At 44.0% G+C, this 21018-nt stretch carries 18 protein-coding genes and 3 tRNA genes; 12 read left to right on the top strand and 9 right to left on the bottom strand.

Annotated features, from left to right (window positions below):
* From LZT21_RS09350 to acs, 5 genes are all read right to left on the bottom strand, one after another.
* Positions 1 to 1405 (bottom strand): S8 family serine peptidase (locus LZT21_RS09350; protein ID WP_233990352.1); only part of this gene is annotated, 1405 nt, incomplete at its 3' end.
* A gap of 69 nt (positions 1406 to 1474) precedes the next feature.
* On the bottom strand, positions 1475 to 2161 hold the full coding sequence (locus tag LZT21_RS09345) for an outer membrane beta-barrel protein (RefSeq protein WP_233924320.1): 687 nt from the start codon (positions 2159 to 2161) through the stop codon (positions 1475 to 1477).
* Positions 2162 to 2590: 429 nt separating this feature from the next.
* Positions 2591 to 4630, bottom strand: coding sequence for a hypothetical protein (locus tag LZT21_RS09340; protein ID WP_233990351.1), 2040 nt, complete (start codon positions 4628 to 4630; stop codon positions 2591 to 2593).
* A 741-nt stretch (positions 4631 to 5371) separates the two neighbouring features.
* A tRNA-Ser gene (locus LZT21_RS09335) sits at positions 5372 to 5461 on the bottom strand.
* A 92-nt stretch (positions 5462 to 5553) separates the two neighbouring features.
* On the bottom strand, positions 5554 to 7527 hold the full coding sequence (gene acs / locus LZT21_RS09330) for an acetate--CoA ligase (RefSeq protein ID WP_370634819.1): 1974 nt from the start codon (positions 7525 to 7527) through the stop codon (positions 5554 to 5556).
* Positions 7528 to 7744: 217 nt separating this feature from the next.
* Between acs and LZT21_RS09325 the strand changes: the two genes are divergently transcribed.
* The 6 genes from LZT21_RS09325 (at position 7745) to LZT21_RS09300 (ending at position 12734) form a co-directional block, all read left to right on the top strand.
* Positions 7745 to 9289 carry a fumarate hydratase gene (locus tag LZT21_RS09325; RefSeq protein ID WP_233990349.1) on the top strand — a complete coding sequence of 515 codons (1545 nt, stop codon included), beginning with the start codon at positions 7745 to 7747 and terminating at the stop codon, positions 9287 to 9289.
* Between the two features lie 25 nt (positions 9290 to 9314).
* The gene (gene murI / locus LZT21_RS09320) at positions 9315 to 10139 is read left to right on the top strand and encodes a glutamate racemase (RefSeq protein WP_233924317.1); all 825 of its coding nucleotides are present in this window, start codon (positions 9315 to 9317) and stop codon (positions 10137 to 10139) included.
* 10 nt (positions 10140 to 10149) lie between these two features.
* Positions 10150 to 10839 (top strand): energy transducer TonB, encoded by a 690-nt coding sequence (locus tag LZT21_RS09315; protein ID WP_233924316.1) that lies wholly within the window; start codon positions 10150 to 10152, stop codon positions 10837 to 10839.
* Between the two features lie 8 nt (positions 10840 to 10847).
* On the top strand, positions 10848 to 11549 hold the full coding sequence (locus tag LZT21_RS09310) for a MotA/TolQ/ExbB proton channel family protein (RefSeq protein WP_233924315.1): 702 nt from the start codon (positions 10848 to 10850) through the stop codon (positions 11547 to 11549).
* A 2-nt stretch (positions 11550 to 11551) separates the two neighbouring features.
* On the top strand, positions 11552 to 11968 hold the full coding sequence (locus tag LZT21_RS09305) for a biopolymer transporter ExbD (protein ID WP_233924314.1): 417 nt from the start codon (positions 11552 to 11554) through the stop codon (positions 11966 to 11968).
* A gap of 70 nt (positions 11969 to 12038) precedes the next feature.
* A complete protein-coding gene (locus LZT21_RS09300) occupies positions 12039 to 12734 on the top strand; it encodes an outer membrane protein (protein ID WP_233924313.1) in 696 nt (231 codons plus the stop codon).
* Positions 12735 to 12737: 3 nt separating this feature from the next.
* Here the strand turns inward: LZT21_RS09300 and LZT21_RS09295 are convergent, their stop codons facing one another.
* Both LZT21_RS09295 and LZT21_RS09290 read right to left on the bottom strand, forming a co-directional pair.
* Positions 12738 to 14162 (bottom strand): transporter substrate-binding domain-containing protein, encoded by a 1425-nt coding sequence (locus tag LZT21_RS09295; protein ID WP_233924312.1) that lies wholly within the window; start codon positions 14160 to 14162, stop codon positions 12738 to 12740.
* A 24-nt stretch (positions 14163 to 14186) separates the two neighbouring features.
* Positions 14187 to 14276 (bottom strand) — tRNA-Leu (locus tag LZT21_RS09290).
* Between the two features lie 79 nt (positions 14277 to 14355).
* Between LZT21_RS09290 and LZT21_RS09285 the strand changes: the two genes are divergently transcribed.
* From LZT21_RS09285 to LZT21_RS09265, 5 genes are all read left to right on the top strand, one after another.
* Entirely contained in the window at positions 14356 to 16824 is a 2469-nt protein-coding gene (locus LZT21_RS09285) for a penicillin acylase family protein (RefSeq protein WP_233990347.1), read from the top strand.
* 56 nt (positions 16825 to 16880) lie between these two features.
* Positions 16881 to 17288: a surface-adhesin E family protein gene (locus tag LZT21_RS09280; RefSeq protein WP_233937352.1), complete on the top strand. Its 408-nt coding sequence runs from the start codon at positions 16881 to 16883 to the stop codon at positions 17286 to 17288.
* Positions 17275 to 17604, top strand: a complete 330-nt coding sequence (locus tag LZT21_RS09275) for a hypothetical protein (protein WP_233990345.1) — start codon at positions 17275 to 17277, stop codon at positions 17602 to 17604. The genes LZT21_RS09280 and LZT21_RS09275 overlap by 14 nt, the downstream gene beginning before the upstream one ends.
* A gap of 68 nt (positions 17605 to 17672) precedes the next feature.
* Complete coding sequence (locus tag LZT21_RS09270) at positions 17673 to 18740, top strand: tartrate dehydrogenase (protein ID WP_233924308.1); 1068 nt, start codon at positions 17673 to 17675, stop codon at positions 18738 to 18740.
* Positions 18737 to 19693 (top strand): tripartite tricarboxylate transporter substrate binding protein, encoded by a 957-nt coding sequence (locus tag LZT21_RS09265; RefSeq protein WP_233924307.1) that lies wholly within the window; start codon positions 18737 to 18739, stop codon positions 19691 to 19693. Before LZT21_RS09270 ends, LZT21_RS09265 begins: the two co-directional genes overlap by 4 nt.
* A 15-nt stretch (positions 19694 to 19708) precedes the next feature.
* Here LZT21_RS09265 and LZT21_RS09260 read toward each other — a convergent pair whose 3' ends face one another.
* Positions 19709 to 20053 (bottom strand): hypothetical protein, encoded by a 345-nt coding sequence (locus LZT21_RS09260; protein WP_233924306.1) that lies wholly within the window; start codon positions 20051 to 20053, stop codon positions 19709 to 19711.
* A gap of 489 nt (positions 20054 to 20542) precedes the next feature.
* Here LZT21_RS09260 and LZT21_RS09255 point away from each other — a divergent pair, with 489 nt between their 5' ends.
* A complete protein-coding gene (locus LZT21_RS09255) occupies positions 20543 to 20926 on the top strand; it encodes a BLUF domain-containing protein (protein ID WP_233937349.1) in 384 nt (127 codons plus the stop codon).
* 7 nt (positions 20927 to 20933) lie between these two features.
* Here the strand turns inward: LZT21_RS09255 and LZT21_RS09250 are convergent.
* A tRNA-His gene (locus LZT21_RS09250) sits at positions 20934 to 21009 on the bottom strand.
* Positions 21010 to 21018: the final 9 nt, after the last annotated feature.

Here is a 21018-nt window from a genome sequence, read left to right as displayed (position 1 = left end):
CAAATCCATACCAATTCGAATAGTAAATTCCGGCTTGGTTCTTTTGCCAACCATAGTCAATTCTGGCTGAGGTTTGTCCATCAACCAATTCCTTACTGGTTTGATTTGAAATCGTCGGGTTTAATGTCAAATTGACCTGATGATTGCGATACCCTTGATTGCCGTAATCAACATCGATAAGCCGAGCTGTTTTTCGCAAAATATCGCGCACATCTCGCCAACCCAAATTCGGATTAGCGCTTAACATTAATGCTACAACTCCGGTAACAGTGGGTGCTGCAGATGAAGTGCCGTTCATTTGATCAAAATCACAATTTGGGTTTTTTTCTTTATTAATGGGCGAGCCACCAATCATGAATTGAGCAGTATCAACTGCAGACAACCCATTCTTGCTATAGCCTCGCTCACAGCCCATTAAATCTGTAGAATAAATCTGTGGCCCCTGCTTATTGGCTGCGCTACCTGCCTCGCCGTAATTACCAATTGACCGCAGCTCTCCACCAAGCCCTGTAATCCAGATCACTGAGCCTGCCGAGGAATAGCTTGATTTGTAGCCCATGGCATTGCCCGCTGCAGTGACAATGACCGGAAGCGCAAGCCTCTGGGTATCAGAAGATGGATTTACACAACTAACAAGGCGATAGAAAGAATTGCCGTATTGAAATTGTGGGCAATTGTAAGTGAAACCGAGAGTATAGTCGTCATGATCCTCGTACGCATTGCCCGCAGACTTAACCACCACAGCACCTTTGCCGCCCCGCAAATTCGGCAAGCTCTCAAGCCATGACGAGCGTCCGAAATATCGTGGTAATGGTGGTGCACTTCCAAAGGACGTATTAAATACATCCGTATATTTTGACCATTCTGCGCCACCGTAAGCGTCAAGGATATTGTTTGTAGTAGTCACAAAACCCACGAATCTTGCTCCGCCCAGCGTAGCTCTAGGGGCGATTCCCATGACGCCAATCCCATTTTGGGCGGCTGCAATCATCCCGGCAACATTAGTGCCATGGGCATCAGCTGGATTTGAAGGCGTTGAATCAGAAGTGCCGGTTTCAAAATTCCATGTCATTGCCGGATTGATATTGGCTTTCAGATCAATATGATTGATCTCCATTCCATCATCTAAGACCATGACATTGATGCCTTGCCCTTTAATGCCTAGCTTATGTACTGCCTCAACATTTAAATCTGTAAAACCATCGGCAACAAGGGGAAATCCAGCAAAGAAACTTTGCGCAGCATTTAAGGCCCATTGATAGGTATATAGGGGTTCTGTAGCGCCTGTTTGGCAGGCATAGGGACCAGATTCAGAACAAGATGAAGTACTAGTGCTATCTCCACAAGATACGAGCTGTGTTCCCAGCGCAACAATAACGAGCAACGCTAAAAAAGTCTTTATCAATTTATCCTCCGCCAAGCTAACAGACTAGTTCAATAGATAGGCATGATTTATCGTTTAACTATTTGTTTACTAAAACTTATAGCCAATACCTACTAATAGGTTATAGACATTGGCACTAAAGGTGGTTGAAAGAGACGCTGCTGTTCCGCTAACTTGGGCTTTGCTAGTAGAGGTTAAATTTCCATAAGTAAAGTAGTTAACTTCACCAAAGCCATACCAATTACCCATAAAGAATTGTTTATAGCCAAGGCCTAATGAATAACCTGTTAAGGTGTCGGTCGAGGTGTCACTTTGTAAAGTATATTTAACCGAACTGCCCGTGTAGCCAACTTTGAAATATCCCAAACCATCCTTACCGATATTCATACCCGGGGCTAGGTAAATGTTATAGACATTTTGTTTTTGGTAGGTACCATTAAAAGTATTACCAAGTGCGGTGGCAGAGAAGTTACCCGACTGACTATTCACGGGATAGTACTCAACCCCAAGGGCTAAAGTGAAGTCCTTATTAACTGCGGCGGTATAACCAACGGCGACATTTCCGGTAGCCCCTGATGTTGTACTAGCAGAAGTAGAAAGGGGGATGGTGCCAGTATTAGCTCCGCTAATTACCAAGGGAGAGTTTGTCAGGCTAGGATTAATGCCTTCAAAGCCAACGCCGACCTGACCATAAAAGCCTTCAAATTTAGACTGAGCAAAAGATGGTGCTGTAAGGCTAATTAATCCAACAGCTAGTATCAGCAATCTAACCTTCATATAACCTCCATTAGTTATCATTTTTATGAAATATGGTAAATCCACGACTAAATCCTAGTATAGGTTAAAGAGAATAAAAAGACGGAATTTCACTAGATTAGCCAAGGGCCTACACCAAAATATTAAATAATTAGAAAAATATCACCACCTTTTTTTGCTTTGAAATATTGAAGGGGGAGGTGTTGCATCTGAAAATTCTTTCAGATGATCTTGGGAATTTGCAACCCATGAGCAAAATACTATGTATAGGTTGGCTTAGTGAAGTGGTCGATTTAGGCTAGTGGGGGTACGGTAGGGTCTTGGTTATGGCAAAGCGTTAAGGAGTGACCCTACACATAAAATAAAACCCCCTTGGTTTGACTTGATGTCAAACTTTTGGGGGTCAGTTCAGAAGGTGGATGAATCAAGCAAATATGTCAATACATAGCACTAGTTAATCTGAATATTAAATCTATTTTCGGCTGGTTTGAACATATTAACTGCCGGACCAGTACCATCGGGCTTTGTCCCATTTTTAAATTGAATGGTTTGTTGATCGCCTAGTATTGTGCAATCAGCTGTCAAGCAAGAGAATTGATATTTATTGATCTCTTGGGATGCATTAAATACAAACCCGAGCAGATAGGTATACTTGCGCCCATTTATATCTGGTACGTAATCTGTGATTGCTAGGGCGGCAGATAAAATCCCACCATTACTATTCAGAGATTCATAAAAAGTATTATTAGGGTCGTAATTAAAATATGTTAAAACATAATTATTTCCTTCTGCCCCAACTCCATTTTTGTAACTTTGGGGGCAAGAAAGCTGTCCTCCACAAAAAACGGCCTTATTATTCACCATCATAGTTGACTGACTCTTAAGATAAAAATCATCTCTATATCCACCAGTTGTCGTATATGGGGTGGCCGTTAGTCTGCCTGAAGTATAAGAAACCTCGCTACCAACTAAAACGCCCATCACATTTCTAGCGGCAGTTGCGCCTGTATAATAAAATTTCGAGTAAGTTGTCTGACTGCCATTAGAGCAATTTGCCACTACATATGGCCCCCATGGAGTATTCGGGCCTGAATACCACGCCGAGATATTGGGCTGATAAGATGCGCCATCCGCATTCAATCTAGAGCAACCTAGATCTTTGTTAGCGATACTTTGTAGAATGGGAAAACCATCCATTAGGCCATAAGTTGCAGGTAAGCCATCAGTGACATTTGTCAAGGCTGCTTGAGCATAGCTTCTTACATCTACTTTTTGTAGCGCTACAGTTTCTCCTTTAAATGGGTTATCAAAACTCTGAGACAACTTAGCCAGCCTTGCTACCTCAAGCACATTAAGCTCATCTATAAGCATATTTTGGAACATACCTTGATAAGCGGTAATTTGAACCAATAAACTAATAATCATGTTATTGCATGCTTTACGAATAGCTAATAAATCACCAACTGCGTTTTTCATGCCCGGATCTGTTGCGCAGACGTTATTCAGGTTGGTTTTTATGAGATCAAATCGGGTTGGTTGTGCTATATCAGTTAGCAGTTTTCGTTGGACATCTAAAGAACTTATTAGCTTTATTGCGCCGGCCTGAACTCCATTTTTAGTGCTACCTGGAACCATCGAGGCAGTATCTAAGCCGCCAGTTTGAGCAAAAAAATCAACGAGACTTGCATATTGACCTTTTTGTGGGCCCACAAACTTTTGGTAACTGGCTAGTACACCATCCATGTCACTAATAATCGTTTGAATCTCCAAAAAACTAGTCTTAGCTTGATTCAGTGAGACGGTATTTTGTATTGCGTTAATCGAATTCTGTACATTGTCTAGGCCAGTTTGCAGACTTGTTAATTGGGCCTTTATTGAATCTAACTGATCAAAAATTGCCTGGAATCGGTTTTCAGTATCATCACAGGCAGCGCCAAAAAGAGCCGCTATTCCTTTTGAAATGGCCCCGAGGTAGGGTATGTTATCTACTATTTTATTTTCTATATTAATAGACTGTCCTCCCCACGCTGCGACTGCACCTGCGGCTCCACCCACGATAGCGGCAGCCCCCTTAGTGGCAACACTGCATTTTGGGGTTGGCGCAGCAGCAATGACTGGCGAAGCGGCAACGATTATTTTTGACTTAACTGGGGACGCTGATGGATTTGAAAGAGGTGTTGCAAGTATTTCACCTTTGTCTAAAGAAGCTTGTAGCTGTTGATAGTACCCCGTTGCAGATTGTGCTCCTGTCGCTGCAAAATAGGTATCACTATCCATCTTTAAGTTAAGAAAAAAATCTGGCGTCTGCCCTTGTGCTATTGCTGCAGCGTTACTTTTAGAAAAATAGTGGTTTATCTCCGCTACACTCAGATGGTTCTCTTCGGGGTTGGCCTTATCCAACTGCCCAAAAAGATAGGCCCCCAAATGAGTTGCAGAAGCATTGATTGATGTAAAGCTAGCTGGTGGTGAACTACTAGTCCAAGCACCCACTAAATCGCCATCTGCGTTATAAAATAAGACGGTGTATCCCTCCTTAGTGTTAGCTGCAATAGTAAGGCTACAGGTATTGGCACTAGGGCAAGAAAAAGGGCCACTATAAAGGTTGGTATTACTAGAATCAGTGGTAATGCTAACGCTAGTAAAATCTTGGCTTACGCCATTGGCGACTGAAAATTTGATGTTGCCATTAGGATTACCCTCTTGGGTACTTGAAGTGCCATCGCCGCCACAGGATACAAGACCTAACATCACTAAAGGGGTAACAAGCCCAATAATTAGTGATTTAAATTTCATATACCCACCTTTAGTTATTAATATTATGAAATATGGAAAATTCACTACTAAATCCTAGCATAGATAAAAGAGAAAATAAAGACTGAATTTCACTAGATTAGCCAAGGGTAGTTGGTACGCCAAAATATTAAATAATCAGAAAAAATACCCCCACTCTTTTGATTAGAAACAATGACGGGGGGGTGTTTCTATAAGCCCGCTTACTCCCAGTCTGGAAACTTCAGTAAGGGGTACCCCCTGAGCAAAATACTATGTATAGGTTGGCTTAGTGAAGTGGTCGATTTAGGCTAGTGGGGGTACGGTGGGGTCTTGGTTATGGCAAAGCGTTAAGGGGGGTGCGCTGTCACCTTAACATTGTTAGAGTGAGGAAAATAAGTTGCTACTTCACGCTCACAGGCGAATGATGTGTGAATTGCCGCTTTAAAATTTATGGGCTGTTGGCGGAGAGAGCGGGATTCGAACCCGCGGTAGGTTTAACCCTACGCACGCTTTCCAGGCGTGTGACTTAAACCGCTCATCCATCTCTCCGGAACCCGTAATTCTATACGCTTAAGTAGCCTAAAGAGAATGGATCGCGCTTCGTGCCTTATCTTCTGGCTGCTTTACCTTAAATACTGCCTTTATATCGGCTCTTTTAGCTGATCCAAAATAGCCGGATTTTCTAAAGTCGAGGTATCTTGGGTAATCTCCTCCCCCTTCGCAATCACCCTGAGTAAGCGACGCATAATTTTGCCCGAGCGAGTTTTAGGTAAATTATCGCCAAAACGCACATCTTTTGGTTTAGCTATCGGCCCAATTTCTTTGCCAACCCAATTACGTAGCTCAGTCGCAATCATTTTGGCTTGATCACCAGTCGGCCTGCCACCTTTGAGCACTACGAAAGCGCAAATGGCTTCACCGGTCATTTCATCGGGGCGCCCTACGACTGCAGCTTCGGCAACTAAGGGGTTAGCCACTAAGCAAGATTCAATCTCCATCGTGCCCATGCGGTGACCAGACACATTAAGCACGTCATCAATCCGTCCGGTAATAGTGAAGTAGGTCGTCTCTTTATGGCGTATCGCGCCATCGCCAGCTAAATACAAGGTACCACCCAATTCTTCAGGGAAGTAGGCTTTGACAAAACGGTCGGGGTCGCCCCAAATGGTCCGAATCATTGCGGGCCACGGCCGTTTTACAACCAAAATTCCACCGTGGCCATTGGGTACATCATGACCAGCCTCATCCACAATCGCCGCCATAATGCCGGGCAATGGCAAAGTGCATGAACCAGGTACCATGGGTGTAGCTCCGGGCAGCGGAGAAATCATATGGCCCCCGGTTTCAGTTTGCCAGAAGGTGTCTGCAATGGGACAACGCGAACCACCGACTTGTTCGTAGTACCACATCCATGCCTCAGGATTAATCGGCTCACCAACAGAGCCCAATAAGCGTAGTGAGGATAAGTCATATTTATTCGGATGTATTTTCTCGTCAACGCTTGCTGCTTTAATTAAAGAGCGAATTGCAGTTGGAGCAGTATAAAAAATACTAACTTTATGTTTTTGAATCATTTCCCAAAAACGGCCGGCATTGGGATAAGTGGGGACGCCCTCAAACACTATCTCAGTCGCACCTACCGCTAAGGGGCCATAGGTAATATAAGAATGTCCTGTCACCCAACCGATATCAGCGGTACACCAAAAAATATCATTTGGCTTAATGTCAAAAGTCCATTTCATGGTGAGAATTGCCCACAATAAATAACCACCAGTAGAGTGTTGAACGCCTTTGGGTTTCCCAGTGGAGCCCGAGGTGTAAAGAACAAACAAAGGATGTTCTGCACTAACCCATTCAGGCTCACAGCTAGTGGGTTGGCCGGCCATCGCATCATGCAACCAAGTATCGCGCCCAGCCTGCATAGGAATGGTTCTGCCAGTGCGTTTATAAACTATGACATTTTTTACTTTTTCACAATCGCCCAGCGCTAATGCTTCGTCAACAATCACTTTTAAAGGCAACTCTTTACCGCCGCGCATTTGCTCATCAGCAGTAATCACTGCGACAGCGCCCACATCAACAATGCGCTCTTGTAATGATTTTGCTGAGAAACCGCCAAATACCACCGAGTGGGTTGCACCAATTCGTGCGCAGGCTTGCATTGCAATCACGCCTTCAATGGACATCGACATATAAATAATGACGCGATCGCCAGATTGAATTCCCATCTTGCGTAAGGCATTAGCCAGTTGGCAAACCCGCCCGAGTAAATCCTCGTAACTTACTTTGGTAACAGTACTATCGTCCGCTTCAAAAATAATCGCTGTTTTTTTACCATCACCTTTTTCAATGTTCCGATCGAGGCAGTTATAAGAAGCGTTGGTTAAGCCATCTTCAAACCATTTATAAAATGGTGCTTTTGACTCATCAAGAACTGTAGTAAAAGGTTTTTTCCAATACAAATTTTCTCTTGCTAAGCGCGCCCAAAATCCCGCGTAATCTGCCTCAGCCTCGGCACATAATTTCTGATAGGCGGCCATCCCGGAAATTGCCGCATTTTTGGCAAAATCGACTGGTGGTTGAAAAACGCGGTTTTCATTGCTCATTGCTTCCATTGGTGCGGCCATAGTTGCATTACCCCTAAAAAAACTCTGATGAAATTAGTACTAGTTTTTGTACTATTAATAGCTATTGTATAAATAAAGCAAAATACCTTGAAATCTGACTTACATAGACCCTCGAAGATAATTCAAATCAATTTGGATTTGCCCTATGGCAAACCCTTAAAATAGGCTTTTAGTAAAAAATTCACCTCAATTTGGGCCCCAAACCATGACTAATATCAAGCAAGCCGACCTGATTAAAAGCGTTGCCGACGCCTTTCAGTTCATTTCCTATCTGCATCCCAAAGACTTCATTCAGGCAATGGGCAGGGCTTATGAGCTCGAAAAAGGCGATGCGGCGAAAGATGCTATTGCCCAAATTCTGACCAATAGTAAGATGTGCGCGGTCGGAAAACGCCCGATTTGCCAAGATACAGGTATTGCGGTGGTCTTTATTAAAGTTGGCATGAATGTGCAATGGGCCGATGCCACGATGAGCGTAAGCGATATGATTAATGAGGGTGTACGCCAAGCCTATTTGAATCCTGATAATCCTTTGCGTGCTTCGGTACTAAGCGACCCAGCCGGTAAACGTAAAAATACCGGTGATAACACCCCTGCTGTTATCCATTATGAAATCGTACCGGGCGATGGTGTTGAAGTCACCTGCGCAGCTAAAGGTGGTGGCTCAGAAAACAAAGCGAAGTTTGTAATGTTAAACCCCTCCGATTCAATCGTCGATTGGGTAATAAAAACAGTGCCATCCATGGGCGCTGGCTGGTGCCCCCCAGGCATCTTGGGAATTGGCATTGGCGGTACACCCGAAAAAGCCATGGTCTTAGCCAAAGAATCCTTAATGGGTCCGGTTGATATTCAAGAATTAATTGCGCGTGGACCCAAAAACCGAACTGAAGAATTACGGCTTGAAATTTATAAGCAAGTAAATAATTTAGGTATTGGTGCGCAAGGCTTGGGCGGTTTAACCACGGTACTTGATGTGAAAATTTTAGAGTACCCCACCCATGCGGCGTCTTTACCAGTAGCGATGATTCCGAATTGTGCGGCTACGCGCCATATTCATTTTTATTTAGATGGAAGCGGTCCAGCTATTTTAGAAGCACCTACCCTTTCGGATTGGCCAGACGTTTTATGGGTGCCGGATATTGAAAAATCCAACCGCATCAATCTCGATACCCTTACCGCTGCAGAAGTGGCTAGCTGGAAACCGGGTCAAACTTTATTACTCAATGGCAAAATTTTGACAGGTCGCGATGCGGCCCATAAACGTATTCAAGATATGTTGGCAAAAGGTGAGCCTTTACCAGTGAGCTTTAAAAACCGCGTTATTTATTACGTTGGTCCCGTTGATCCCGTGCGCGAGGAAGCGGTTGGTCCTGCTGGTCCCACTACCTCAACGCGGATGGATAAATTTACCGAAATGATGCTTAGTCAAACTGGCTTAATTGCGATGATTGGTAAAGCAGAACGTGGGCCGGTGGCAATTGAGGCGATTAAAAAACATAAATCGGCTTACTTGATGGCAGTAGGCGGGGCAGCCTATTTAGTCTCTAAGGCAATTAAACATGCAAAAGTAGTTGGCTTTGCAGACCTAGGCATGGAGGCAATTTATGAATTTGATGTCGAAGATATGCCTGTGACGGTTGCTGTTGATTCTACGGGGGTATCTATGCATCAGGCAGGTCCACGTGATTGGCAGACCCGAATCGGCTTAATTCCGATTACCGAACTGCATGACGCAGCCGAGTCGCATTAAACCCTGAATCCAGAGATTATTTTCAGTGGCGCTGATTGGCGTATTCGATTCTGGTGTGGGTGGGTTATCTATCTTGGATGAAGCGCTAAGGCAATTACCCCAAGACAATTTTATCTATTTAGCCGACTCAGCAAATGCGCCTTATGGCGAAAAATCAGCCGAGTGGATTGCACTACGCAGCCTTGAGCTATGCCGCTATTTAGTCGCGCAAGGCTGTGAAGCAATTGTAGTCGCTTGCAATACCGCGACCGCTGAAGCGATTGCACATATTCGGCTGGCTTTGCCGCAAATTCCGATTATTGGTGTCGAGCCAGGTATTAAGCCAGCAGCGATGCAAACCCAAAATGGCATTGTGGGCGTGTTGGCAACTCAAGCAACCTTAAATAGCGATAAATTTAATGCCCTACTTGCAACCTTACCAGGGAATTGCCAATTTATTAAACAGGCCGGCGCTGGCTTGGTGCCCCTCATTGAAGCCGGTCAAATTAATAGTGCTACGACCTTAACTTTACTCGAGCAACATCTTACGCCCATTCGTTTAGCAGGTGCTGATACCTTAGTATTAGGCTGCACCCATTACCCTTTTTTAAGTCCATTAATTCGAAAAATTATTGGCAATAAAATTAATTTAATTGATACAGGTGATGCGGTTATCAAACAATTAGCGCGGCAATTATTATTGCTAATACCAGGCCGAAATAGTTCAAGTCAAGCTAATGCTACAAACTTAGGTACGCTTACCCTTATCACTACAGGCGATCGCAATAAACTCCTTCACATGAGCGAACAACTACTCCAGTCGCCATTGCTGCGGCGTCAAGTCAGTACCCTACAGCTGCTGGTGCAATAACTCGGTCTCTATGAGAGCCTCTACTAATCCCTCAGCTAAGCGCCGCTTTTTACTCATTAGTCGTGATGAGTGGATCATCATTGCGATTGTGGTGTTGGTGCACGTATTATTTTTCGTGGTGCCATACCTTGAATTTCCTTACGAAAAAAAAGCGCCACCCGATGACACTCGGGTTATGGCTAATTTAGTCAGCCCCGAGCCCACTAAAGCCGACACCCCCAAACCACCCGCTCCACAACCCAAACCCAAAAAGGAAGAGCAAGCCAAAAAACCGGTTGAACCTAAAGTTGCAGAAGCGCCATCGCCCAAGCAAGCCGAGCAGCCTCCCTCACCCCAGAATAAGGCGAGCGATTCACCTATAGCAAATACGGCTGTAGCTCCCTCATCTAGCGGCGGGGCAAGTGGCACGCCGATTCAGACTGATATTGGTAAACTAGTCGTTTTATATCAACCTGATGCCGACCCCTACTATCCCTCATTCTCAAAGCGCGCAGGTGAACAAGGCGCGGTAGTAGTGCGACTCATTATTAACGAAAGCGGGGAAGTTTACGAAGTAGCCTTATTACAATCAAGCACCTTCCAACGCTTAGACCGTGCAGCAATTGAAATTGGTCGACGTTATCGTTTTAAACCTTTTTTAGTAAATGGCGCACCCGTAAAAATTTCTACTAACTTACTCATTAAATTTAACTTAAAGTAATTAACATTATGAATACTGCATTTGGCATGGCAAATCTCTGGCTCGAAGGCGATGCAATTACGCGCTTTGTCGCGGTTCTTCTAATCGCTCTGTCGATAATCACTTGGGTGATTTTATTGTCGCGCTACTGGAGTTTGCGCAAATTAGGTCAAGTAAAATTACAAACTGAACAGTTTTGGCGCGCGACTTCATTCGACGATGGGCTTAATAGCTTTACTGACCCCGCCATCAACCCTTATTACTTTATTGCTAAAGGCGGCGCCAATGCCTCGACCCACCATCAAAACCAAATGTCGAGCCGCCGTGAATTACTGCAAACCTTGAATTATTCTGAATGGATGGCTCGCTCGATTAAGACCAGTGTTGATCGCTGCGCAGGGCAATTACAAAAGGGCCTCACCTTCCTTGGTTCAACTGGTGCAGTAGCCCCGTTTATTGGCCTCTTTGGTACAGTCTGGGGCATTTACCATGCTCTTATAGCAATCAGCAGCTCTGGTAGCGCGCAACTTGATCAGGTAGCGGGCCCCATTGGTGAATCACTCATCATGACTGCCCTTGGTTTGGCAGTGGCAATACCAGCGGTTTTAGGTTTTAACGCCATTAATCGGGCTAACAAGTTAGTTATGGCTGATCTCAATCGATTTGGCAATGATTTGCTGGCTTATTTCGTGACCGGTGCACGTGTTATTAACCCAGAAATTGAAGCTTAATCATGTCATTTAATCAACTCTCCAACGAGGATGATGATTCCAACATCATGGCGGAAATTAATATGACGCCCATGGTCGACATCATGCTAGTTTTGTTGATCATTTTTATTATTACCCTGCCCGTGATCCAACAGGCTGTAAAAGTCGAGTTACCGAAAGCCAATAGTGCTCGCAATGAAGTTAAGCCTGAGTCAGTCCAGCTCACCATTAATGCAACAGGGCAAATTTTTTGGAATAGCGCACCCATCGACTTAAAAACCTTTACAGGCTACGCTGAAAACGCTGCCAAGAAAGAGCCGCAACCTGAAATTAATTTACGTGCAGATAAAGCGGTACGTTATGAAACGGTTGCCCAGGTCTTAGCTGCCTCGAGACGTGCGGGTTTAACTAAATTAGGCTTTGTCACTGAGCCTGATTAAGTAGATTGCTTTACACTCACACCTTAATTGTGAAGAGATCTATTTTTAGCAACTAAACTGGGGCGCTGCCATGGCAAGACAAAAGCTGCTGATCTTTACTGCCGTATTTGTTACTAGTTTTGCGGCCAATGGGCAAAGCTCTCAATTTATTGGCGCCTATGGGCAAATTGGCGTTGGTTATCAAAACGCCTCTCCCGCCTTTTCTAATTCTTCCCTCTCTGCTGGTGGTCAAACGCTCACACCAAATATTTCTGCGACCAATGCGACTGGTTTTACTGGAGCTGTTAGCGCTGGCTATAACTTTCAAATAGCACCCCAATTTCTGCTGGGGCTCGGGCTCGACTTCAATCCGATTGCTACCCCAAATGCGACAGCGACTGCAAGCTATAAAGGAATACAGGGCAGCTACCAGCAATCTGCATCAGTGCACATCAATAACTCACTTAACCTTTTTGTGATGCCGGCAATCGCCCTTGATCCCAGCAAATTACTTTATGGCAAAGTTGGGTATTCAGGCGCCAGCGCCAATGGAGTCGATACTGATTTTTATATGGCCGGTTACTCACTCGGACTTGGTTACAAGCAAATGATTAAAAATGGATGGTATGGTTTTGGTGAATTTAACTATGCCAATTATGGCAGCCTCAGTCGCTCGATTACTGGCACGCTGGTAAGCCCTACTGGTCTTCGCACTCCAGCAACTTTGAGCTCTACTGTCAGCGCAAGCTCTTCAAATCTTCTGTTTGGTATTGGGTATCAATTCTAAGATTTATTGCTTAGCGGGCATCTCTCTCACTAATTTATAGGCCACCGAGTATTTATAAATATTACTCACATACTGCACCGTTTCACTCCCAATCCGGTCTGCCACCACTCTTTCGACATTATCAAACCAGACATTAGGATCTAGCCCTCGTTTGGCGGCCTCCAAACGCATTTGCTGAATCTTACTAGGCCCTGCGTTATAAGCCGCAAATGCAAATAGCACCTTATCGAGCTCGGTCATTGGCTCATTGACAAAATACTTTTCTATTAAGTAGCGGACATATTTAACGCCGCCATTAATATTATTATTGAGGTTATGAATATCACCAACCTTTAATTCTTTTCCAGTTGCTGGCATCAACTGCATCACGCCTACTGCGCCCACTCGACTTTTTACATTTTGATCAAGTCTAGATTCCTGATAGCCCTGCGCCGTCATCAATAGCCAATCAATCTTATATTGATCGCCATATTGTTGAAAAATACTAGCCATCGAATTAAATTTTTCAATTTCTTGGGGATTTGTTGCCGCCTTAACCCACTTTACCGTCTTTAAATAAGTCTGTAATTTTTGATTACCAAAACTAGTGCCAATTTTATGATTATCAGTAAAGGCATCCAGCGCAAGCTTTAACTGTGGAGATTTTTTACGAAATGCAAAAGCAATATCACCCCCACTACGAATCACTAAATCCTCGTGGATTTGAATATTAGGAAAAATATTTTTCCAAAATTGAGCCAAATAAAGGTCACTTACCGTAATTTGCACTAAACCAGCCTGGACCATTTCTAAGATATCGTCAGTCTCAAAAATGCCTGGTGCTTCTTTAATGTTAATAGGTGCTAATTTTTCTTTAGCAAAATCGGTATTAACTTGTTTAAGGCTCTGGTAATAGCTCGAAGTGGGATTAACAAATACCATTTTTCCTGATAAATCATCAAGCTTATTTAATACTGGACCTTTTGCCGAACTGACAATGACTTCTTTAACTCCCTTAGCAAGCGGTGTTGAAAAATCGACTTGCGCTTCACGCTCGGGGGTAACTGTAAAGTTGGCAGCAATAATATCGCCGCGACCAGCAATTAAGCTGGGTATTAGCTGATTACGGGTGGTGGGTATAAAAATAAAATGAAGCCGTAAATTTTTCTTTGCATACTTTGCATTTAATTCCTTTTCAAATTCCGTCATCATGTCGTACATGAGTCCGCGTTGCTGGCCGCCTTTATCGAGAAAATATAAAGTTTTGTTATATGGCACTAATACCCGAATAATGCGGCGTTTCACCATGGCATCTAAATCACCTAGCCAAACTTGATTAGGCGAGCTAATCGTTAGGTGATCGCCAGGCAAAGGCTTTGCCAGTGCTAAATGGCAAATAAGTATGCCGCTGATGAATAAAGCAGCAAAGGAAAATCGCGGTAAAGTCATATAAGCGAACAAATGACAAAAAGATGGTGCCCGAGGCCGGAATCGAACCGGCACGACCGTTTTATGGTCGGCAGATTTTAAGTCTGCTGTGTCTACCGATTTCACCACTCGGGCTTGATACGAAGATACGAATACTAACATTTTCGGACCATCATCCTCGAAAACTGGGGCTTTTCGAGCCTAAAATAGAGGGATGATTCAGTCTTACCAACGTTCCCGTGCCCAATCCTTCTGGCGCATCACATTATTCAGTGCCCTAGCCCTAATTACCGTATTGGTCATTATTGTTGCCACTTACTTATTATCTGCCCACACTGAACTCAGTGGCAAGCGGGTGATTCAGGGCTTAAATGAGGCCGTCTCAATTCAATTTGATACTAACGAAATTCCCCATATCAAAGCAAAAAATCCCAGTGATGCTCTCTTTGCCCTAGGCTACTTACATGCCAGTGAACGCTCTTGGCAAATGGAAATAAATCGGCGCCTGGCGGCTGGGCGTCTATCTGAAATTTTGGGGGAAGAAACCGTCAAAATTGATCGCTTTATGCGCACTCTGGGTATTAAGCGTGCCGCAGAAAATCAACTTGAGCGCTATCCGATTGAAGCCAAACGGCTTTTACAGGCCTATGCTGATGGCGTTAATGCGGGTAATACCAATTTAGGTTGGGCTTTACCTCTTGAATATTTTTTGACGCGCTCTAAACCTGGTTATTTTTCCGCTGCAGATAGTGTCGCTTGGATGTTAGTAATGGCGCTGGATTTGGGAGGTAATTGGCAAAAAGAATTGCAGCGCCTAGGGCTAGCCCAATACCTTACGACTGCCCAAGTATGGGAAGTGATGCCGCCTTATCCTGATACAAAACCGGTGAGTAATGTCGATTTTTCGAAACTCTATCAAGACCTACAAGTTTACCCAGCAACTAAAACTGCACAGACTAATGCGGCGACGGTTACGCAAGATAAAGCGGATTTACAACTCAGTCATTTTTTACCTGGGGGCAAAGATGGCATCGGCTCAAACAACTGGGTAATCAGTGGTAATAAAACTGCTAGCGGCAAACCACTCTTAGCCAATGATCCCCATCTAGGTTTAAGCGCCCCTTCAGCCTGGTATTTTGTCCATATTGATGCGCCTAAATTACAAGTGATTGGCGCAACCATGCCCGGCATCCCTGCTGTCATAATTGGCAGAACCAAGCAAATTGCTTGGGGCTTTACCAATACCAACCCCGATGTACAAGATTTATACCTGGAGCAATTCGACCTAAAAAGTAGTGGTCTCTACCGCGGACCAGATGGACCACTTCCATTTCGGGTGCGCGAAGAAATTATTGATATCAAAGGCGAAAATTCCTTCCGTTTTATCGTTAAAGAAAGCCGCCATGGGCCAATTATTTCTGATGCCTATGAACTAGCTAAAAATACTATTGATGCCAAGCGCTATGCCCTTGCACTGCGTTGGACTGCACTCGATTTAGAAAATCAATCTCTGGCAACTCTGCTAGACATGAATCGCGCTGAATCTATCGATGAACTTAAAAATAGTCTGCGTCATTTTTATGCGCCGATGCAAAATATTGTTATGGCGGATACCTTAGGTAACATTGCTTTGCAGGTTGCTGGAGTTGCCCCCAAAAGAACCTTGTATCAAGGTTTATATGGTATTGCGCCTGTGCCAGGCTGGGACCGCCAATACGACTGGACAAGCTACATCCCTTTTGATCAGTTGCCAGCGATTACGAACCCTACTGAAGGCTGGCTGGCAAGTGCGAATCAACAAATTCTTGCTGACTATAATTCCAACCCCCTCACAGCGGATTGGGAACTGCCGTTTCGCTACGACCGCATTAAACAACTACTAGAAGCACAAAATAAACACGATCTGAACTCGATGCGCGCGATACAAGGAGATACTTTGTCACTTGGGGCAACGCCGCTACTGGAACTATTTAAGAGCGTGCAATCGACTCATCCATTAAGCAATAGTGCCAAGCAAATTACCAATACCTTTGCTGGTGACATGGTGGCTAATTCAGCAGCTCCCACTATCTTTAATGCTTGGGTCGATCAACTGACCCGCTTACTGTTCTCGCGCTTAGGTGACTTATTTAAGCAGGAATACGGTAAGCGGCGACAATTTCGTGAAGCCTTAATTTTACAACTTGCTAATCCAAATAGTCCTTGGTGCGACCAGCCCTCAAGCACCACGGTTGAAAATTGTGCCGAGACTGCAAAGCTTGCTTATGATTTAGCCTTAGATCAACTAAGTAGCGCTTACGGACCAGACCCGCAAAAATGGCTTTGGGGTCAAGCCCATTTAGCAGTTGCTGAACATCGTCCCTTTAGTAAAGTACCCTTACTCAATAAAATCTTTAATCTCGTGAATCCATTTCCAGGTGATAGCTTTTCGGTAAACGTGGGACGACTCGAATTAGGCAAATCAGCGTCGCCATTTAATACGAAACAAGCAGCTAGCATGCGGATTATTTTCGATTTTGCTAATTTAGACCAATCAACCTTTATTTATCCTACGGGCCAGTCGGGCTGGGTGCAAAGTAGCCGGTACCGCAACTTGAACGCGTTGTGGGCCAATAATGAGGCTTTACCCCTCACTAGTAAGCCAACCAGCTATTCGCGTCAGCTCGACCTCGCCCCTAAATGACAATGCTGTATAAAATAACTCGATTAAAATATCCCCTTAATAATAGAAAGATTCTAATGAAAAAAATACTTGCTCTAGCCGCTGGTTGTTTTGCTTTCATGTCCTGCGCGCCCGCATTTGCTGCTTGGCAAGAAATTGGCTTTAATGATCAAGTGACTATTTATGTTGATCCTGAAACGATTAAAAAAACGGATGGCGACAATCTGCAAATACTGTCAATGCTAGATTTAAAAACCCCTGGCAAAGATCCAAAAACCGATAAAGCCTTGAGCTCGATTATTGGACTTAATGAATTTGCTTGTGGTAAGCAGCAATATCGTCCTTTGGAAGTGAAACTATTTACGGGGAATAAAGGGGGTGGCAGCCTTATTTCTGATGAAAAATTAAGCAATAGCCCTTATGAGCAGATTGTTAGTGGCTCGTGGGTGGTGGGGGTTTATAAAACCGCCTGTGGTATTAAATAAGAACCAAGCACGGTCTTGCTGTCGCGCTTTGCTGCTGCTAGGCTTTTTGCTGCAAGGCTCTGCCTGCGCCCTACCAGCAACACTGTTTGCTAGTGGCACTACCTCTGCCACTGCCACCGCGACCGCCTACCCCATTACTACTGCAGGTGTAGCTACTACCGTAACTACCGGAAAATCACCTACTGAACATGCGGTCTCTCACTTAACTCAAAAAGATTGCAGCCTTTTTCATCTTTTTACTTTTGATAAAGACTTCTGTAGCGAGATACCGGCCGTTATTATGATTGATAAAAGTGCCCCTTATCAACTGCGCTAGCGTCATTGAGCTTGAACCTTGATTTAGCACTATCATCTAAAAAATTACCAGCCTAAGAAAGAGATGAGTTGAAGATCTATAAAATTGCATCAATTCCCGGTGACGGCATTGGCAAAGAAGTGATTCCTGAGGGTGAAATTGTTTTACAAGCGCTAGCTGTAAAACAAGCACAAATTGCCTTCGAATTTGAGCGCTTTGATTGGGGTGGTGATTACTATCGCCAGCACGGCATCATGATGCCCGTTGATGGCTTAGAACCCCTGCGTAATAAGGATGCCATTTTATTTGGCTCGGCGGGCGACCCCAATATTCCAGACCACATTACCTTATGGGGACTACGTCTCAAAATTTGCCAAGGGTTTGATCAATACGCTAATGTGCGACCGACCCGAATTTTACCGGGCATAGAAACACCATTACGGAATTGCAAACCGAATCAACTGGATTGGGTTATCGTACGTGAAAATTCGGAAGGTGAATACGCAGGTTTAGGGGGCAGAGCGCATCAGGGGCACCCCATTGAGGTAGCTTCTGATATGAGTATTCTGACCCGCGTTGGGGTTGAACGCATTCAACGTTTTGCTTTTAAGCTTGCCCAAGCTCGCCCCCGTAAACACCTTACGGTTATTACTAAATCTAATGCCCAGCGCCATGCAATGGTCATGTGGGATGAGATCGCCCGTGAAATTGCCCGCGAGTTTCCCGATGTAACTTGGGATAAAGAACTAGTTGATGCGGCTACTGCCCGAATGGTTAATCGCCCTGAATCGCTCGATACCATTGTTGCCACCAATCTTCATGCCGATGTTTTAAGTGATTTGGCAGCAGCATTAGCAGGCAGTTTAGGAATCGCGCCAACAGGCAACATCGACCCCGAGCGCCGCTATCCATCGATGTTTGAACCGATTCATGGTTCGGCCTTTGATATTATGGGAAAAGGCTTAGCTAACCCGATAGGTACTTTTTGGTCTGCAGTAATGATGCTCAACCATTTGGGTGAGCCAACACTTGCACAGAAACTAATGCAAGCAATTGAAACAGTTACTGCTAATCCTAAGTTACACACCCGCGATTTAGGCGGCAATGCCATGATGAAAGATGTCACTAACGCAGTTTGCGAGGAAATATCAAAATGAAAATACGTCGCTGGATTCCGCTATCTGTACTATGCACCTTTGCTCTAATTAATCTAAGCGTATGGGCGCAACCGTTGCCTGATAAAACCATTCAATACATTATTCCGTTTCCAGCTGCAGGTGAATCAGATTTAGTGGCACGTTTACAAGCCGATGTTTCTGCTAAAAAATATAATCAACCGATGATTGTGGTCAACCGTGCTGGCGCAGGGGGCGCCCTTGTGTGGTCGCAACTCAATACCTATGCAGCCGATGGCACAATCGTAGTGGGCGTCAATATTCCGCATATTATTTTGCAACCGCTCGAGCCCAGCACCCAATATAAAACCGATGATATTAATGCAATTTATTACTATCACTTCACCCCTGATGCATTAATGGTCTCGGCTGATAGTCCATACAAAACGTATCAAGAATTTATCGCTGCTGCCAAAAAGAATCCAGGAAAAATGACCTTAGCTGGCTCAGCCCAATTTTCTGCCAATCATATGGCGACTGAACGCCTCAATAAATTAGCTGGCGTCAATGTACAGTACATTCCTTTTAAAGGCACGGGTGATTTAATTTCCTCGCTCATTGGCATGCATGTGGACGGTGCAATGGGCTATTTACCTTTAGCAATTCAACAAAAAGGGAAGGTTCGTACGCTCGCAGTAGCTACTGAAAAGCGTCATCCCTCGCTACCCGAGGTGCCAACCTTCAAAGAATTAGGCTTAAGTTGGATTGATGGTGCCTATCGCGGAGTGGCGATGCCCAAAGCAACGCCGAAAGCATTGCAACAGAAAATGTCAGATTATTTTGCGCTCTTGAATGCCGATGCAGACAACAAAAAGCGGCTTGAAGAAGCTGGATTTGTCTTGGTTGACATCCCCCTCAACAAAATACCCGCATTCATGAAAGAAAAAACACCTGGCGCCCTAGAAGACGCGAAGAATGCGGGCTTACTTAAATAAAAAAACCTACAGTAACTAGATCTTAGCTGCCTTGATAACGCATTTAGCCATTTGATCGAAATAGTTACAGGTCTTTTGGGTTGGCTCAATGTATTTTCTGCGGCCATCACTAGAATCGAGAACTATTTTTACCATGCCTTTTTTCTTTAATTGTTTTAAGCGACCATGTAAGGTTGCTTGTGAGGCAATCTCTTTTAAAGAAATGGCATCGGCAATTAAAATTGGTTGATCTTTATTCCAGCGCAATGCCAACGCACTTAGCACCTCACGTTCAATTAAGTCAAGACTGGGAGCTGCAGGCGTTGCTTCAATGCTCTTAGTTAAGTTTAGGTATCGAAGATAGGCTACGCTTGATTTCATAGTAAGTAATAATCCAAAGTTGTTGTTAAGGTATTGCACTATAGCATTATCTTGCTATTTTTTCTGCGTGCGCCATTCAAAGTTGTCTAACAAATGTCATCTAAGAATTATTATTTTTAATATTTTTGGTAGATATGGAAAATAGAATCATTTTTGCCCGCCTCAAATCGTGATTCAAAGCAATTGCTTCTCTAATTAACCCTATTGCAATCATTAGTATTTTTTTCAAGATCCTGCCAGAGGATTAAGCCCAATGCGGAAGGTAATGTATTGGAAAAAATTGCTCCAAAGAGCCCGCGATCAGTAGCCCCCCAGTCGAGGATAATATTTTTACGTCAGCAACAGAGTTAGCAAACTACACATAACCCTAGTATGTATTTCTGCTTAAAAAATATTTTGAGAATTTTAGGTAATTTCCACTTTATTACTAAATTCATCACAAGATAGTATTTAATTTAATAAGCACAATAAATAGACTATAGTACACGCATGGCTTTACAAACAACCCACCCCTCTTCAGGTCCGGTCGGCGATACCGAGCTGGTAAGCCTGAGCTATGTGAGTGAACTGAAACAGCCCCTCGAAACTCTTGAATTAATGCAATTAGTCGACCTGGCTATTGCGCGAAATAGCAGTCTCAATATTACGGGCGTTTTATCTTGCGAGGGAAATCGCTTTTGTCAAATTATTGAAGGGCCAGCTGCTGCAATTGAGACGCTATGGAGTTCAATTAAAAATGACCAACGTCATTACAATATTTTTACTTTAGGTACTAAAAAAATTAAGCAACGCGCTTTTGCAAATTGGTCGATGCGTTTAATCGATAGTAAAAAAATGGCGACATTCAACCCTAAATTAAAAAATGGCGACTAAATTGATTTGGGGTGGCTGACGGGACTCGAACCCGCGACAACAGGAATCACAATCCTGGACTCTACCAGCTGAGCTACAGCCACCATCGTAGA

It is taken from the genome of Polynucleobacter sp. IMCC 30228 (genome assembly GCF_021395205.1).
In the GTDB taxonomy this organism is placed as follows: domain Bacteria; phylum Pseudomonadota; class Gammaproteobacteria; order Burkholderiales; family Burkholderiaceae; genus Polynucleobacter.
Note: the sequence above shows the minus strand (reverse complement) of the source record. Positions and strands in the feature narration are given on the sequence as shown.

Coding starts and splice junctions, on each gene's coding strand:
- LZT21_RS09325 (WP_233990349.1), top strand. CDS start 7,745: ATGACTAATATCAAGCAAGCCGACCTGATTAAAAGCGTTGCCGACGCC.
- LZT21_RS09345 (WP_233924320.1), bottom strand. CDS start 2,161: ATGAAGGTTAGATTGCTGATACTAGCTGTTGGATTAATTAGCCTTACA.
- LZT21_RS09295 (WP_233924312.1), bottom strand. CDS start 14,162: ATGACTTTACCGCGATTTTCCTTTGCTGCTTTATTCATCAGCGGCATA.
- LZT21_RS09265 (WP_233924307.1), top strand. CDS start 18,737: ATGAAAATACGTCGCTGGATTCCGCTATCTGTACTATGCACCTTTGCT.
- LZT21_RS09255 (WP_233937349.1), top strand. CDS start 20,543: ATGGCTTTACAAACAACCCACCCCTCTTCAGGTCCGGTCGGCGATACC.
- LZT21_RS09260 (WP_233924306.1), bottom strand. CDS start 20,053: ATGAAATCAAGCGTAGCCTATCTTCGATACCTAAACTTAACTAAGAGC.
- LZT21_RS09315 (WP_233924316.1), top strand. CDS start 10,150: ATGAGAGCCTCTACTAATCCCTCAGCTAAGCGCCGCTTTTTACTCATT.
- LZT21_RS09305 (WP_233924314.1), top strand. CDS start 11,552: ATGTCATTTAATCAACTCTCCAACGAGGATGATGATTCCAACATCATG.
- LZT21_RS09300 (WP_233924313.1), top strand. CDS start 12,039: ATGGCAAGACAAAAGCTGCTGATCTTTACTGCCGTATTTGTTACTAGT.
- LZT21_RS09310 (WP_233924315.1), top strand. CDS start 10,848: ATGAATACTGCATTTGGCATGGCAAATCTCTGGCTCGAAGGCGATGCA.
- acs (WP_370634819.1), bottom strand. CDS start 7,527: ATGGAAGCAATGAGCAATGAAAACCGCGTTTTTCAACCACCAGTCGAT.
- LZT21_RS09285 (WP_233990347.1), top strand. CDS start 14,356: ATGATTCAGTCTTACCAACGTTCCCGTGCCCAATCCTTCTGGCGCATC.
- LZT21_RS09280 (WP_233937352.1), top strand. CDS start 16,881: ATGAAAAAAATACTTGCTCTAGCCGCTGGTTGTTTTGCTTTCATGTCC.